Here is a 12,958-nt window from a genome sequence, read left to right on the forward strand (position 1 = left end):
GGGACGTGGATCCTGCCGCCGTTCGGCGCGCATCGGCAGGTTCCCTCTTGCATTGATGCTGTTTGATGCATCTGTTTCCTGTAACGGTGTCAAGCCATTTCGGAAGGCTGGCGGATGGACGCAGACGTATGCAGAATTTCGGCTTCGAGGCCCTGGAGCGCGAGAACCTGCGCGAAGTTGTCTGCGCTTCGCCGGGACATGATCCTCGAACGGCTTACCAGCAGGCACAACAACAAGGCTGAGGTGGCCTGATCATGGACCATGTCGACTGCATCGTCGCCGGCGCCGGCGTCATTGGCCTCGCGATCGCACGAGGCATGGCGCGCCGCGGCATGGATACCCTGATCCTCGAGGCAGAGAACGCCATCGGCACCGGGACCAGTTCGCGCAATTCCGAGGTCATCCATGCCGGCATCTACTATCCGGCCGGATCACTGAAGGCCCGGTTCTGTCTGGCAGGCCGGGAGAAGCTCTACCGTTACTGCGAGGAGCGGGCGGTCCCGCATGCGCGCTGCGGCAAGCTCATCGTCGCCACGGATGCCGAACAGGAGCCGGTGCTCGCTTCCATCCGAGCCAGTGCATCTGCTTGCGGCGCGGGCGACCTGACGCCCTTGACCGCGGTAGAGGCGCGCAGGCTGGAGCCCAGGCTGCGGTGCACGGCGGCCCTGCTGTCTCCCGCCACCGGCATCATCGACAGCCACGCCCTGATGCTTGCGCTGCTGGGCGACGCTGAGGAGCACGGGGCGGCGCTCAGCCTCAACACCCGCATCGTCGCCGGCCGCATCGAGGGCGGGCAAGTCGAGGGGAGCAGCATCGTGCTCGACACGATCGACGGCACCAGCGGCGAGCGATTTGAAATCGCCACCACGCGCTTCGTCAACGCCGCCGGGCTTGACGCCACGGCACTTGCCGGCTCGCTTGACGGGCTCGACCCGCAATTCGTGCCAAGACTTCGCTACGCCAAGGGCAATTATTTTTCGGTCGCCGGCCGGGCGCCCTTCTCGCGGCTGGTCTATCCCGTGCCCGAACCCGGCGGGCTCGGCGTGCATCTGACGCTCGACCTCGATGGCGTCGCCCGCTTCGGGCCGGATGTCGAATGGACGGATCAACTCGACTATCGCGTCGATCCGGCTCGCGGCGAACGCTTCTACAACGAGATCCGCAAATACTGGCCGGACCTGGCCGATGGCAGCCTGCAGCCGGCCTATAGCGGCATCCGGCCAAAACTCTCCGGTCCCGGCGAAGCCAATGCCGACTTCGTCATCCAGGACGCGGCGGTGCACGGCGTGCAGGGCCTGGTCAATCTGTTCGGCATCGAGAGCCCCGGCCTGACGTCAAGCCTGGCGATCGCCGACCACGTTGTGCAGCGCCTCGCGCCGAAGGCGAGCTAATGCATGTCGCCCAAAAGTGCGCAGCGGTTTTGGGATAACGACATGCAGAAAAACAAGAACTTAAAGCGCGTCGCATGAATCCCTTCAGACGCGACGCGCTTTAGTCGAGGCGACACCCAGCGAGCGCGCCCGCCGCTAAGAGCGTAGCCAAACCGCCCGTAAGCCATCCGTAAGCCGGGGTCGCGGAACCTCAGCCCGTCGATCACAGCCGACCACCGGAGGCTTCGAGTTCCCCGGAACCGTCGGCTCCATGACGGGGTCCAGATGGCTACTCAGGTACTTCGCACCGAAGCCACGAACATCGAGCCGGCGGCACGCTTTCGTCGATGGAGACATCGCGAGAGGCACACCAGAAAGCCCAGCCCTGGCATTCTAGACCGCCCGGGGCAACCAAACGACGGGGATCATCGATATGAAGGACCGTTTCGAAGCCATACCGAACCCGAGCTGCCGGTTCGAGATCTGGGACAATGAGAGCGGCGAGCCCGTCGTCCGTCACGGTCGGTTGCTAACCTTCGCCTCGGCGAAGTCGGCGGCGCGGATCGCCGACGTCCTCAATGACAGCCGCAGCCTCCGCCGCGACGGCGCCGAATGGCGCGTTTCGGACCGCGACGTTGGCTTGCGAGGATGATCGCCAAACTGCTCTGCCTTGCGATGCCTTTGCGCGTCCAAAAGGACACGCGCGCGCAAAGGCGTGAATCCGGTGCGGTTTTGGATTCGAAGTCCCTGAGAACGCCGATGCCGTCAATGGAGCAGGAACTTCAAGCTCACATATGACGCATCAATGCGCCGTCTGCGAATGGTCGCCGCCCGGCCGCGAAATGCCGCCCAGCGCTTCGCCGGCCCAGGCTGCCTCGCCATTCGTGGCGAGATCGCCGAGCGAGACAATGCCAACCAACCGCCGGTCGCGGCTGATCACCGGCAGCCGCCGCAGTTTGAGATTGCCCATGTGCTGAAGGACATCGTCGACTTCCTGGTCGTCAAAGCAGCATCGTACCTCGGCGCTCATCACGTCCCTGATCTTGGCGTCGGGGCCTTTGCCCTCCGCGATCCCACGGACGGCAATGTCGCGGTCCGTGATCATTCCGACCAGCCGGTCATTCTCACCGACGGGCAGAACACCGGCATCAAGATCGGCCATGGCTCGTGCGGCATCCTGCAAGGATTGGTCCGGACTGGCGACCTGAACATTCTGTGTCATGCACTCGCTGATTCTCATGATTTTCTCCTCGAGGTGCAGCGCCCCGCCGATCCTGTGATCAAGGTGTGATCAAGGAAGAATGAACGCCTGTCGGAATCGTTCCATCTTTCCACCGCGCGCGACGGGTCCGGACAGAGCCTCCACCAGTGTGATGGACCGGGCGATGTGACGTGACGGACCGGGAACCATAATCCGGCACAATGGTTGAGTGGTCACCGAGTGGTCCTCCTCGAGCAAACGGAAGGAAAGATCATGCGCATGCTGATGACAATTGCCGCCCTTTCGGGATTGGCCCTCGCGCAGCCGATCCACGCGCAGCCCACCGACCCGCAGCCGCCCCAAATCGCACCCCAAGCCCCGGAAGCCCTGCCCGATCCAAGCCTGCCCGACCTGCCGCAGCCTGACCAAGCCATGCCGGATCAAGGTTTTACCGACCAGAACTTCACCGGCATTGCGATCATCGCCCTCGAGGACTTGCCCCCGGAACTCAAAACGCAGGCCGAGGCCGTGATCACCCAGACCAGCGTTGAAGATCTGCTTACCCTGCAGAGCTCGATCGATGCGTCGCCGCAGGCGGCGTCGGCGCTGGCGGCGAACGGGCTTGATTCCTCGCAGGTTGTCGCTGCCAACGTCGACGGCGACGGCACGCTGACGCTGATCATCCAGACAACGACCTGATCGGCAGTCCCGGCGTGGCGGACCGGAGTACTCGCTTCGGCCGTGAAAAAACGCAGTACAGCGGAGCACCGTCATGGTCGAAGCCGCAGTTCGCAACTTCACCCTCAACTTCGGTCCGCAGCATCCGTCTGCTCACGGCGTCCTGCGGCTGGTGCTGGAACTGGATGGCGAGGTCGTCGACCGCGCCGATCCCCATATCGGCCTGCTCCACCGCGGCACGGAAAAACTCATCGAGTACAAGAACTATCTGCAGGCGCTGCCCTATTTCGACCGGCTCGACTATGTCGCGCCGATGAACCAGGAGCATGCGTTCTGCCTCGCCGCCGAGAAGCTGCTCGAAATCTCGATCCCCAGGCGCGGACAGCTCATCCGTGTCCTCTTTTGCGAAATCGGCCGGCTCTTGTCGCATCTCCTCAACGTCACGACACAGGCCATGGATATCGGCGCGCTGACCCCGCCGCTCTGGGGTTTCGCCGAGCGCGAGAAGCTGATGGTCTTCTACGAGCGCGCCTCCGGCGCCCGCATGCATGCGAATTACTTCAGGGTCGGCGGCGTGCACCAGGATCTGCCTCCAAAGCTCCTGGACGACATCTGGGCTTTCTGCGATCCGTTCCTCAAGGTCTGCGACAACCTCGAGGACCTGCTCACCGAAAATCGCATCTTCAAGCAGCGCAATGTCGACATCGGCGCGATCGGGCTGGACGACGCCTGGGCCTGGGGCTTCTCCGGTGTGATGGTGCGCGGATCGGGAGCGGCGTGGGACCTGCGCAAGGCGCAGCCCTATGAATGCTACCCCGAGATGGATTTCGACATTCCCGTCGGCAAGAACGGCGACTGCTATGACCGCTATCTCCTGCGCATGGAGGAAATGCGCCAGTCGGTCCGGATCATGAAGCAATGCCTGGAGAAATTGCGGTCGCCGGAAGGCCGGGGGCCGGTCGCTATTCCGAACCAGAAGATCACCCCGCCACCGCGGGCGACGATGAAACGCTCGATGGAAGCGACCATCCACCATTTCAAACTGTACACGGAGGGTATTCGCGTGCCCGCCGGAGAGGTCTACGCTGCCGTTGAGGCACCGAAGGGCGAATTCGGCGTCTATCTGGTTTCAAATGGCAGCAACACTCCGTATCGATGCAAGATCCGCGCGCCGTCCTTTGCCCATCTGCAGGCGATGGATTTTCTGTCGAGAGGGCACATGATCGCCGATGTCGCCGCGATCATCGGATCGCTCGATATCGTGTTCGGCGAGATCGACCGCTAGAGCATTCTGCAGCCAAGTGGAATCACTTGGCATCGCAGAAATGCGGCTAAAACAAATAGATAGAGCGGGATGCCCAGTTCAGCTTGAACGCGTCCCCGCTCTAACGACGCGCAAGGTGTTTCAGATTTCGAGCAAGGCGTAGGGACGGCCGGTCGGCTTCGCCACGTGCATGGCGACGTTAAGCTCCGTCGGGCCGACGATCCGCACCCGGCTGCCCAGCAAATCGATTTGCCGTGCGTGCTCCAGCCACTGGTCGCTGACAGGCATGGTTCCGTTCGCCGATGCGAATATGACGTCAAAGAAATGCGTGCCCTTGAAGACCTTGCCGAGCCACCGGTCATCCAAGATCTCGACCGCATAACCGGCCTGCTTGAAATGCGCGAGAATGCGGGCGTAGTCGCCGGCCTTGCAGAAAATGTCGAGATCCTTCGTCCGGCGCGTGACGCCCGTATAGGCGCTCACCGCGTAGGTGCCGGCGACAAGAAAGGGGATGTCCGTCGCGGCGAGTTCGCGGATCGCCTCGGTGTAGAAGATTTCGGCCTCGGCGTGCTGAAGCGTCGGCTCCGCTTTTGCATCGATCGTCGGAACGGATGCCGGGATGGCGCTTTCCGGTGTAGAATAATTGGTCATGAAACCGTGGCTCCGAGACCCAGCAACCTGCAACTGTCCGTCCTTAAACAAGGCCGCCGCCGCATGGTTCCGTTGCCGGCGTCATGCAAACGAACGTCTCCATCGCACTGCCAGGCAGCTGAAACCGTCAAAAAAGGCGGGGATGGAGCCTTTTTTGCCGCCGGCGAGTTGAAGGTATGAAAAACCACCGGCACGGAGGTGACCATGGAGAACGAGCGCAAGGCGGTACGCGTCAGGCTCAGTGGAAGGGTGCAAGGCGTCTCTTTTCGCGTGTGGACACGGACCCAGGCCGAGAAGCTCGGTCTGTCCGGATGGGTCCGCAACGAGGATGACGGATCCGTAACGGCACTGATCGTCGGTGCTGAAGGCGCAGTTTCGACGATGATGGACCGGTTCTGGAAAGGGCCGAACGGGGCGTCGGTCTCCGGCGTGACATCCCAAGATGTCGATCCCGGCCAGGAGCCGAACGGATTCAGGATCATCGGCTAGGAAGTGGGTACCGGCTTTGGGAAAACCGATGCTCAACCAAAAGCCAGGCCTCCGCGACTCTTGCCTTCCGCCCCGGGGAACAAATCGGCAGCCAGCGCCGTTGGGACCAAATCAGCCATGACAAACGATGATGGGATTCGGCCAATGGAAGTCACCGGAGCAGACGGCTTTTCGCTCAGTTCGGCGACCAAGCATCTCAGGTCGGCTTTGGACTGCCGATAACGGTTCGATGTATGCTCTTGCTCTAGCCACTGACTACGATGGCACACTCGCGGAAAACGGGATCGTTTCCGATGCGACCCGTGCCGCGCTCGAGCGGTTGAAGGAAACCGGCCGCAAGTTGATAATGGTGACCGGTCGCGAGCTTGCCGACCTCGAATCCGTTTTTCCGGAGCTTGGCATTTTCGACAAGGTCGTCGCCGAAAACGGCGCGCTCGTCTACACGCCGGCTTCGAAGAAGGTGCGGATCCTGGCGCCTGCCCCTCCGGCGGAATTCGTCGACAGGCTGATGATGCGCAAGGTCGCGCCCCTGTCGATGGGACGTTCCGTCGTCGCCACCAGGGAGCCCAACGAGACCATCGTGCTGGAAGTGATCAAGGACCTTGGCCTGGAACTGGAGATCATCTTCAACAAGGGTGCCGTCATGGTGCTGCCAAGCGGGGTCAACAAGGCGACCGGTCTGGCGGCTGCCCTGGAGGATCTGGAACTGTCCGCCCACAATGTCGTCGGCATCGGCGATGCGGAGAACGACCATGCCTTTCTGCGCGCCGTAGGCGTCGGAGTTGCCGTTGCCAATGCATTGCCAAAGGTAAGGGAGACGGCGGACCACGTGACGAATGGTGCCCGCGGCGCAGGGGTAAGGGAGTTGATCGAGGCCCTCATCTCGCAGGACGCGGCCTTGCTGGACACCGCGCGGCAACGCATCGAAATCAGTGCGGACGACGGATCGGGCGCAGCGATGCATCTTTCACCGCGCGGTGGCAGTGTCCTGCTGGCCGGCACTTCGGGGATCGGAAAATCCACACTCGCCACCGCTCTGACCGAACGCTTCGTCGAGCAAGGTTTCCAGTTTTGCGTGCTCGACCCGGAGGGCGACTACGAGGAGCTGGAGGACGTGCTGGTGGTTGGCGACGCTAAAAGCCCGCCGAGCTCGCGCGAAATCTTCGACCTTTTGTCCAAGCCGTCCAACAATGTCGCCGTCAACATGCTCGGGATCAAGACCGGAGAGCGGCCAAACGCCTTCGCCAAGCTGCTGCCGGAGCTTGCCGCGCTTCGCGCCCGCACCGGACGCCCGCACTGGCTGATCATCGACGAGGCGCACCACCTGCTGCCGCACGCGCGCGATGGCACATCCTTTGCGCTGCCAAAAAACCTTTCGGCGACCATTCTGATCACAGTTCATCCCGATCTGGTTTCGCGGGATGTGCTGGCAGGCGTCGACACGGTGCTGGCTCTTGGCCCGGAAGCCGACAAGGTTGTCGAGAGCTTCTGTGCCGCAGTGGGCGACGATGTGCCGGAGGAGGTCGTGCCGCCACCGGAGAACAAGGTCCTGTATTGGAACCGGTCGACGGGCGAACCCGCAAGGCCGATCTCGGTCGAGCGTCCCCGGCAGGAACGCAAGCGTCATTCGCGCAAATATGCCGAGGGTGATCTTGGCGACAACAGTTTTCATTTCCGCGGCGCTGACGGCGCGCTTAACCTGAAAGCGCAAAATCTCATGATGTTCCTCCAAATCGCCGAGGGAATCGACGACCGCACCTGGGAGCATCACTTGCGCGCGGGTGATTATTCGGCCTGGTTCCGCAACCAGGTCAAGGACAAGGGACTTGCGGAGGAAGCGGCTGTTATCGAGGAAGACGATAGTCTCGACCCGCATAAAAGCCGCGCCGCGATCGCGGAAGCGGTCCATCGCCGCTACACCGCGCCCGCCGACTGAATCCGCCCATGCCGATGGTATCGAGCTTCGCTGATGGCGGATCGCCGCCGAACGGCATATCCGTCATCAACGCCCATTGATGCGAGGCGCGGAAATCATCTCGCCCACCGCCTCCATCTTCCGAACTGCCGGCCCGTAGCGTCAATGCCTGCTACGTCAATGCCCACTACGTCAATGCCCCACTACGTCAATGCATGAATGTTCCACGCAGCCAGGCGAAGAAACCGAACCTCTCGGACTTTGCGGCACGGACGCGAGAGGCAGCCCACCGCGCTCGTATCGTGGCGCCGACATGGCAATGACAAACGATTTCGTGCAGCTGCCAGTCCGTCAGTTCGAAGAAGCGTCTGGCTTCGCCGTAGGTGTCATCCCTCAAGCCTTGCGCGCGAAAAATCGGATCCTCGAAGGCAACAGTGAGAGGTGAGTCGTTGTCACGCATTTTTTCGCGTATCTCGGGAGACTTGTATTCGGTGCCCGTCAGCGCTTCGAGACGCCGATCGGGATTTTGCTCCAGCAGCTTCGCCCAACGTTCGAGACGCTGGCTTCGAGTCGCCACGAGGTCTGTTGCTTCAGCGTGAACGTCGGCAACGGCATGCAGTTGGTCAAGTGTTTGGTGTTTCACGGCCGCCTCCTATTCAGCAGGTGAGTTCGCTCCACCCTTTCAGCAGGTGAGTTCGCCCCACCTGAAATAAAAATTATGGCGCCCCACGAGGCCGACAAGGCCCTTATATGCGGACTATTCGATCACTTTTCTGATGGCGCCGTCCTGCCACGCCTGATGCCTGCGGGATCACTGAAGGCCCCATCGGAACCATAGGCACGCGTGGTCGTTCTGCGGGCATCACCCGTAGAGCGAAACCGGTCGAAAAGGGGGGCGTCAAATCCCGCCCGACGTCGATGACCGCCAAGGCACAGTGCAGCGCGCGGAAGGAAATCACACCATGGCCATTCTCCCCACTCCCGAACCAACGCCGACTCCCGTGCCCACGCCACCGCCCTTTCCTGAACCGAAGCCGGTGCGTGAGCCGGACCCGGACAGACTTCCCGACGAGGCTCCTGTCCCCAACCCGGATGAAAACGACGCGCCCCTGAAAATCGGCCCTAAAGCGTCCAATCCCGGCATCTGACGGATCGGATTACGACCGAGGGGAAGTGCTCGTTCCCAGCTCCTCATTGATGCGGATGGTGTCGGCGCATTGCGTGGCCGAGCGGCCAGCACGCGCGTTCGGTTGCCGCCGTCTCGGTGCTGCGGGTTGTTTTGACAGTCGCGGCCATCGAGCGCGTGACGCTCAGCAGCGCGGAATGATGCTCATGTCCGGCTGCCGGTCGACTCAATGAATCGCATCATCGTGTCGAAAAGGACGCGCCACGCAGGTTCATGGGGAAGCCTCGTGCTGACGGACATCCGTACGCTGGCCGCCGGGAACTCGGCCGAGTGAGCTTGCCTCCCGATGTCCTCTCTGTCAGGCGTGTTCAGGAAGCCGGACCGGCGCCGGCTGCTGGGGAATCCGTATTGAACATGGGCGACTGCAGCGCCGCGCATTCGACGGGCCATCCGGAACTCATAGCTCCCCGGTAGACGTCCTCGCCGACGAGCGTAACGGCGAAACGCCAGCCCGCTGGGCGCCACCGCGACGGCTACGACGACGCGGCTTGCGGCGCTGCGCTCGAAGCGTCTATCATGTGCTTGAAAAATCGCTGACTTCGGCCCCCGCCGCGTTCGGCCAGCCAACATTTCCAGCGGCAGATGTAGCCAGCTGCGTAGATTTCAGAACCAATGAAGTAGCGCACCGCCAATGGCCGATAAAACGCATTTCGGGTTGACCGCCGTCGACACTGTGCCCCTGCATGAGAAAGTCTATCTGGAACTCGTCAGGGCATTGATGTCGGGCCAGTTTGCGCCCGGCCAGAAGCTGACCTCGCGCAAGCTCGCCAAGGAACTGGGTACCAGCGACATGCCGGTGCGCAGCGCCTTCATGCGGCTGCAGGCGCTGCGCGCGCTGAGTCCGATGCCGAACGGCAGCATGGAGGTGCCGATCATCTCGGCCGACAGATTCTCGCAATTGACCGCCGTGCGTACGATCCTCGAAGGCTCCGCGACCGAGCTTGCCGCGGCGCTGATCAATGGCAACAATCTGCGGGCGATCCGCCGCCATTGCACCGAGCTGACCCTGGCAGCCCGCAAGGGCGACATCGACGACTATCTGCGGAAAAACTACAACTTCAAGTTCTCGATCTATCGCCACTGCGGCAATGAGCAGATGATCTTCCTGATCGAGACGGTGTGGATGCAGGTCGGCCCGTTTCTCAGGAACCTGGCCATGGGTTTCGAGGACAATCTCGCCGCCATTCTCGACATCGATTACCACGAGGAAGCCGTCGCCGCGATCGAAGCCCAGGACGGGGTGCGCGCCCGCGCCGCCATCGTGCGCGACATAAACGACGGCGCGACGCATCTTTTGCAACACGTCAAATTCCCGGAGACGCGGCACTGACGGCGGCTCAAATGCGGCTTGGCTTTACCCGACCCTACCGCTATAGTGCGATCGCAAATCGCGCAATTGGTCTTGAAATGCCTCCCGATATCCCGGCTAGTGAATTGAAAAAATAAAGGAAATCCTCTGGTGAGAGCCGGAGCGGTTTTCAGAAACTCACAAGCTATAGAGATATCGTAACCGGCCAGGGCTACGGCACCTAGGAAAAACCAGGGGTTGAAATTGGGCGATGCAATCACGGATGTATTGAAGTGGCTTGAAAGCAGGGACGACATCCAAAGCCTGCGGGCTGCGGTGTGCGACCTCAACGGCATCATGCGCGGTAAGCGCATCCCGGTCGAGCAGGCACGCAAGGCGCTGGAAGGCAAGCTGCGCATGCCCTATTCGCTGGTCGGGCTCGACATCTGGGGCGAGGATATCGAGGGCAATACGCTGGTTTTCGGCACCGGCGACGCCGACGGCCTTTGCCAGTGGACGGGACGCGGCATCCTGCCGGTGAGCTGGACGGCGCACCCAACAGCACTTGTCCCGCTCTGGCTGGCCGATGAAACCGGCGCGTCGTTCCTGGGTGACCCGCGGCGGGCGCTGGCTCGTATCCTCGATCGCTACAAGGCTCTGGGCCTTACCCCTGTCACGGCTACGGAACTGGAGTTCTATCTGGTCGACCCGCAATCGCAGCGGCCGATCGGGCCTGTCTCGCCGGTAACAGGGCGTCGTCTCGATTCCGATGCAGCCCTGTCGATCGACGAGATCGACGACTTCGAAGCCTTCATCCACGATGTCTACGACGCCTGCCGCATGCAAGGTATTCCCGTCGACACCGCGATCGCCGAGAACGGCGTCGGCCAGTTCGAGATCAATCTGAACCATGTCGCGGACGCCTTGCGTGCCGCCGACGACGCCGTCCTGTTCAAGCGCACCGTCAAGGGCATCGCCCGCAAGCACGGCTTTGCCGCCTGCTTCATGGCGAAGCCCTATGGCGACCGTGCCGGCAACGGCTTTCACGTCCATTTCAGCCTGACCGACGCCGAAGGCCGCAACGTCTTCGACGATGGCAGCGACCAGGGTTCGGACATCATGCGCCATGCCGTCGGCGGACTGCTCGCCGCCATGGCCGAAAGCACGCTGGTGTTCGCGCCGCACTTCAATTCCTACCGCAGGCTGCGTCCCAGATCCTATGCGCCGACAGCGGTTGCCTGGGGCTATGAGAACCGCATGGTCGCGATCCGCATCCCAGGCGGCCCGACGAGCGCGCGCCGGATCGAGCATCGCGTCGCCGGCGCCGACGCCAACCCGTACCTCGTGCTTGCGGCCATCCTGGGCGCCGCGCTCATCGGCATCGAAGGGCAATTGTCGCCTGGCGATCCAGCGGGCAGAGACGGGCAAGGACTTCAGCCGGCCAAGCTGCCGCCGGACTGGGCCTCCGCGATCGCCAGTTTCGAGAGCGGGGCGCATGTGGCGGAGATATTTCCGGCCATCCTGCGCGACTCCTTCATCGCCTGCAAACGCCAGGAGCTGAATACGTTCGCGCTCAATGTCAGCGACTTCGAACTCGAGACCTATCTCGAAAGCGTTTAATGCATGTCGCGCAAAAAGCGCGCAGCGGTTTGCGATAACGACTTGCATAAAAACAAGAACTTAAAACGCGTCGCATGAATCCGCTCAATGCGACGCGCTTTAGGGCCATCGCACGGCCTGCGGTGGGAGACCGTCAACCGGCATTCTCGCGCAGCGGCATGCAGCTTTCCCCGACGATCAGAGCCGGTTGGAAAACGATGCTGCGCACGGGCTCCGATACCCTTTCCTCGATGCGATCGACGAGCAGGCGCAGCGCTTCGTTGGTCATGTCGGCGATGGGGTGCTCCGTCCTCGTCAGTCGAGGCTTCAAGCCGCCGGCGCCTGCGACCGTGTCCGTCGAGGCGATTGAAATGTCCTGCGGACAGCGCAGGCCAAGATCGGCAACGGCGCGCATCACGCCGATCGCCATGACGCCGTTCGCGACATAGATCGCCGTCGGGCGGTCGGGCGAACCCATCATGTCGCGAGCGACCGAATAGGCGGCTTCTTCGCGAAATTCGCCGGACCTGATATGACCGGGCTGCGGCGCGAGTCCACGCGCGGCCATCGCATCGATCATGCCGTCAAGCCTGCCTTTGCTGGTCGACAATTGCATCGGGCCGGTGATCGAGCCTATGCGGCGATGTCCGAGGTCGAGCAGGTAGTCGGCGGCCTGTCTGCCGGCCTCCCGATTGTCGATGGTCACCGTATCGGCGCTGTTGCCTTCGATCGATCGCCCCAGAAGAACGGTCGCGATGCCATCGAACTCGTGTGGCTGATATTGATTTGCCGCGCCCACCGGAACCAGAACCATTCCGTCGCAACCAAGAGTGCGAATTCGCGACAGGATGCGCCGTTCCGTGTCAGGCTTTTCATCGCTGTTGAAGAGAACGAGCGAATAGCCCCACGCCGCGACGGCCGCCTCCGCCGACCAGACGATGCGCGCGTAGAACGGGTTCGAGAGATCGGCCACCGCAAGGGCGATCAACTGGCTGCGGTTGCGACGCAGGTTGCGGGCGGCCAGCGACGGTTCATAGCGCAGCTCGCGAATGGCGGTGACGACGCGAGCCCTCAGCTCGGGGCTGACGAAGGCAGTATCGTTCATGACGGCCGAGACCGTCGCGGTCGACACCCCTGCCTTTCTGGCAACGTCTTTGATGGTGGCCATTTTGCCCTGATAGCTAATCGTTTCGCTGAAGTCTGGTTCAGATTTATGGCTGTGTCCAGCGGATTCCTGCTTGCATTGGGTCGCATTTTGCGTGACGTTAGCGAAACGGTTTGCTGTCAAGAGGCTCTGACGGCAAAATCAGGTGAAGG

Annotated in this window: 12 protein-coding genes and 1 pseudogene; 9 read left to right on the forward strand and 4 right to left on the reverse strand. The window is 62.2% G+C overall.

Features of this window, described 5'->3' with window-relative positions:
• Window positions 1–254 precede the first annotated feature (254 nt).
• Together E5X88_RS03285 and E5X88_RS03290 are read left to right on the forward strand one after the other, a co-directional pair.
• A complete protein-coding gene (locus E5X88_RS03285; RefSeq protein ID WP_292158198.1) occupies window positions 255–1,391 on the forward strand; it encodes an NAD(P)/FAD-dependent oxidoreductase in 1,137 nt (378 codons plus the stop codon).
• Window positions 1,392–1,803: 412 nt separating this feature from the next.
• Window positions 1,804–2,022 carry a hypothetical protein gene (locus E5X88_RS03290; protein WP_292158200.1) on the forward strand — a complete coding sequence of 73 codons (219 nt, stop codon included), beginning with the start codon at window positions 1,804–1,806 and terminating at the stop codon, window positions 2,020–2,022.
• A 150-nt stretch (window positions 2,023–2,172) separates the two neighbouring features.
• Here E5X88_RS03290 and E5X88_RS03295 read toward each other — a convergent pair whose 3' ends face one another.
• Window positions 2,173–2,610: a CBS domain-containing protein gene (locus E5X88_RS03295; RefSeq protein ID WP_292158202.1), complete on the reverse strand. Its 438-nt coding sequence runs from the start codon at window positions 2,608–2,610 to the stop codon at window positions 2,173–2,175.
• Window positions 2,611–2,844: 234 nt separating this feature from the next.
• Between E5X88_RS03295 and E5X88_RS03300 the strand changes: the two genes are divergently transcribed.
• Both E5X88_RS03300 and E5X88_RS03305 read left to right on the forward strand, forming a co-directional pair.
• Complete coding sequence (locus tag E5X88_RS03300; RefSeq protein ID WP_292158204.1) at window positions 2,845–3,270, forward strand: hypothetical protein; 426 nt, start codon at window positions 2,845–2,847, stop codon at window positions 3,268–3,270.
• A 73-nt stretch (window positions 3,271–3,343) separates the two neighbouring features.
• Window positions 3,344–4,534, forward strand: coding sequence for an NADH-quinone oxidoreductase subunit D (locus E5X88_RS03305; RefSeq protein WP_292158206.1), 1,191 nt, complete (start codon window positions 3,344–3,346; stop codon window positions 4,532–4,534).
• 180 nt (window positions 4,535–4,714) lie between these two features.
• Here E5X88_RS03305 and E5X88_RS03310 read toward each other — a convergent pair.
• A pseudogene (locus tag E5X88_RS03310) lies at window positions 4,715–5,164 on the reverse strand (hypothetical protein); the annotation flags it as partial.
• 204 nt (window positions 5,165–5,368) lie between these two features.
• Here E5X88_RS03310 and E5X88_RS03315 point away from each other — a divergent pair.
• Both E5X88_RS03315 and E5X88_RS03320 read left to right on the forward strand, forming a co-directional pair.
• A complete protein-coding gene (locus E5X88_RS03315) occupies window positions 5,369–5,653 on the forward strand; it encodes an acylphosphatase (protein ID WP_292158208.1) in 285 nt (94 codons plus the stop codon).
• 229 nt (window positions 5,654–5,882) lie between these two features.
• Window positions 5,883–7,589: an HAD-IIB family hydrolase gene (locus E5X88_RS03320; RefSeq protein WP_292158210.1), complete on the forward strand. Its 1,707-nt coding sequence runs from the start codon at window positions 5,883–5,885 to the stop codon at window positions 7,587–7,589.
• Between the two features lie 187 nt (window positions 7,590–7,776).
• Here E5X88_RS03320 and E5X88_RS03325 read toward each other — a convergent pair whose 3' ends face one another.
• Window positions 7,777–8,211 carry a hypothetical protein gene (locus E5X88_RS03325; protein ID WP_126043328.1) on the reverse strand — a complete coding sequence of 145 codons (435 nt, stop codon included), beginning with the start codon at window positions 8,209–8,211 and terminating at the stop codon, window positions 7,777–7,779.
• Between the two features lie 319 nt (window positions 8,212–8,530).
• Here E5X88_RS03325 and E5X88_RS03330 point away from each other — a divergent pair, with 319 nt between their 5' ends.
• The 3 genes from E5X88_RS03330 (at window position 8,531) to E5X88_RS03340 (ending at window position 11,662) form a co-directional block, all read left to right on the forward strand.
• Window positions 8,531–8,716 (forward strand): hypothetical protein, encoded by a 186-nt coding sequence (locus E5X88_RS03330; protein WP_292158213.1) that lies wholly within the window; start codon window positions 8,531–8,533, stop codon window positions 8,714–8,716.
• Between the two features lie 669 nt (window positions 8,717–9,385).
• Window positions 9,386–10,084, forward strand: coding sequence for a GntR family transcriptional regulator (locus E5X88_RS03335; RefSeq protein WP_292158215.1), 699 nt, complete (start codon window positions 9,386–9,388; stop codon window positions 10,082–10,084).
• Window positions 10,085–10,306: 222 nt separating this feature from the next.
• The gene (locus tag E5X88_RS03340; RefSeq protein WP_292158216.1) at window positions 10,307–11,662 is read left to right on the forward strand and encodes a glutamine synthetase family protein; all 1,356 of its coding nucleotides are present in this window, start codon (window positions 10,307–10,309) and stop codon (window positions 11,660–11,662) included.
• 133 nt (window positions 11,663–11,795) lie between these two features.
• Here E5X88_RS03340 and E5X88_RS03345 read toward each other — a convergent pair whose 3' ends face one another.
• A complete protein-coding gene (locus E5X88_RS03345; RefSeq protein ID WP_292158218.1) occupies window positions 11,796–12,809 on the reverse strand; it encodes a LacI family DNA-binding transcriptional regulator in 1,014 nt (337 codons plus the stop codon).
• Window positions 12,810–12,958: the final 149 nt, after the last annotated feature.

It is taken from the genome of Mesorhizobium sp., from assembly GCF_004962245.1.
Classification (GTDB): domain Bacteria; phylum Pseudomonadota; class Alphaproteobacteria; order Rhizobiales; family Rhizobiaceae; genus Mesorhizobium.

Excerpts from the sequence above, each read along its gene's own strand:
- E5X88_RS03285 (WP_292158198.1), top strand. The coding sequence starts at position 255 with ATGGACCATGTCGACTGCATCGTCGCCGGCGCCGGCGTCATTGGCCTC.
- E5X88_RS03290 (WP_292158200.1), top strand. The coding sequence starts at position 1,804 with ATGAAGGACCGTTTCGAAGCCATACCGAACCCGAGCTGCCGGTTCGAG.
- E5X88_RS03295 (WP_292158202.1), bottom strand. The coding sequence starts at position 2,610 with ATGAGAATCAGCGAGTGCATGACACAGAATGTTCAGGTCGCCAGTCCG.
- E5X88_RS03300 (WP_292158204.1), top strand. The coding sequence starts at position 2,845 with ATGCGCATGCTGATGACAATTGCCGCCCTTTCGGGATTGGCCCTCGCG.
- E5X88_RS03305 (WP_292158206.1), top strand. The coding sequence starts at position 3,344 with ATGGTCGAAGCCGCAGTTCGCAACTTCACCCTCAACTTCGGTCCGCAG.
- E5X88_RS03315 (WP_292158208.1), top strand. The coding sequence starts at position 5,369 with ATGGAGAACGAGCGCAAGGCGGTACGCGTCAGGCTCAGTGGAAGGGTG.
- E5X88_RS03320 (WP_292158210.1), top strand. The coding sequence starts at position 5,883 with ATGTATGCTCTTGCTCTAGCCACTGACTACGATGGCACACTCGCGGAA.
- E5X88_RS03330 (WP_292158213.1), top strand. The coding sequence starts at position 8,531 with ATGGCCATTCTCCCCACTCCCGAACCAACGCCGACTCCCGTGCCCACG.
- E5X88_RS03335 (WP_292158215.1), top strand. The coding sequence starts at position 9,386 with ATGGCCGATAAAACGCATTTCGGGTTGACCGCCGTCGACACTGTGCCC.
- E5X88_RS03345 (WP_292158218.1), bottom strand. The coding sequence starts at position 12,809 with ATGGCCACCATCAAAGACGTTGCCAGAAAGGCAGGGGTGTCGACCGCG.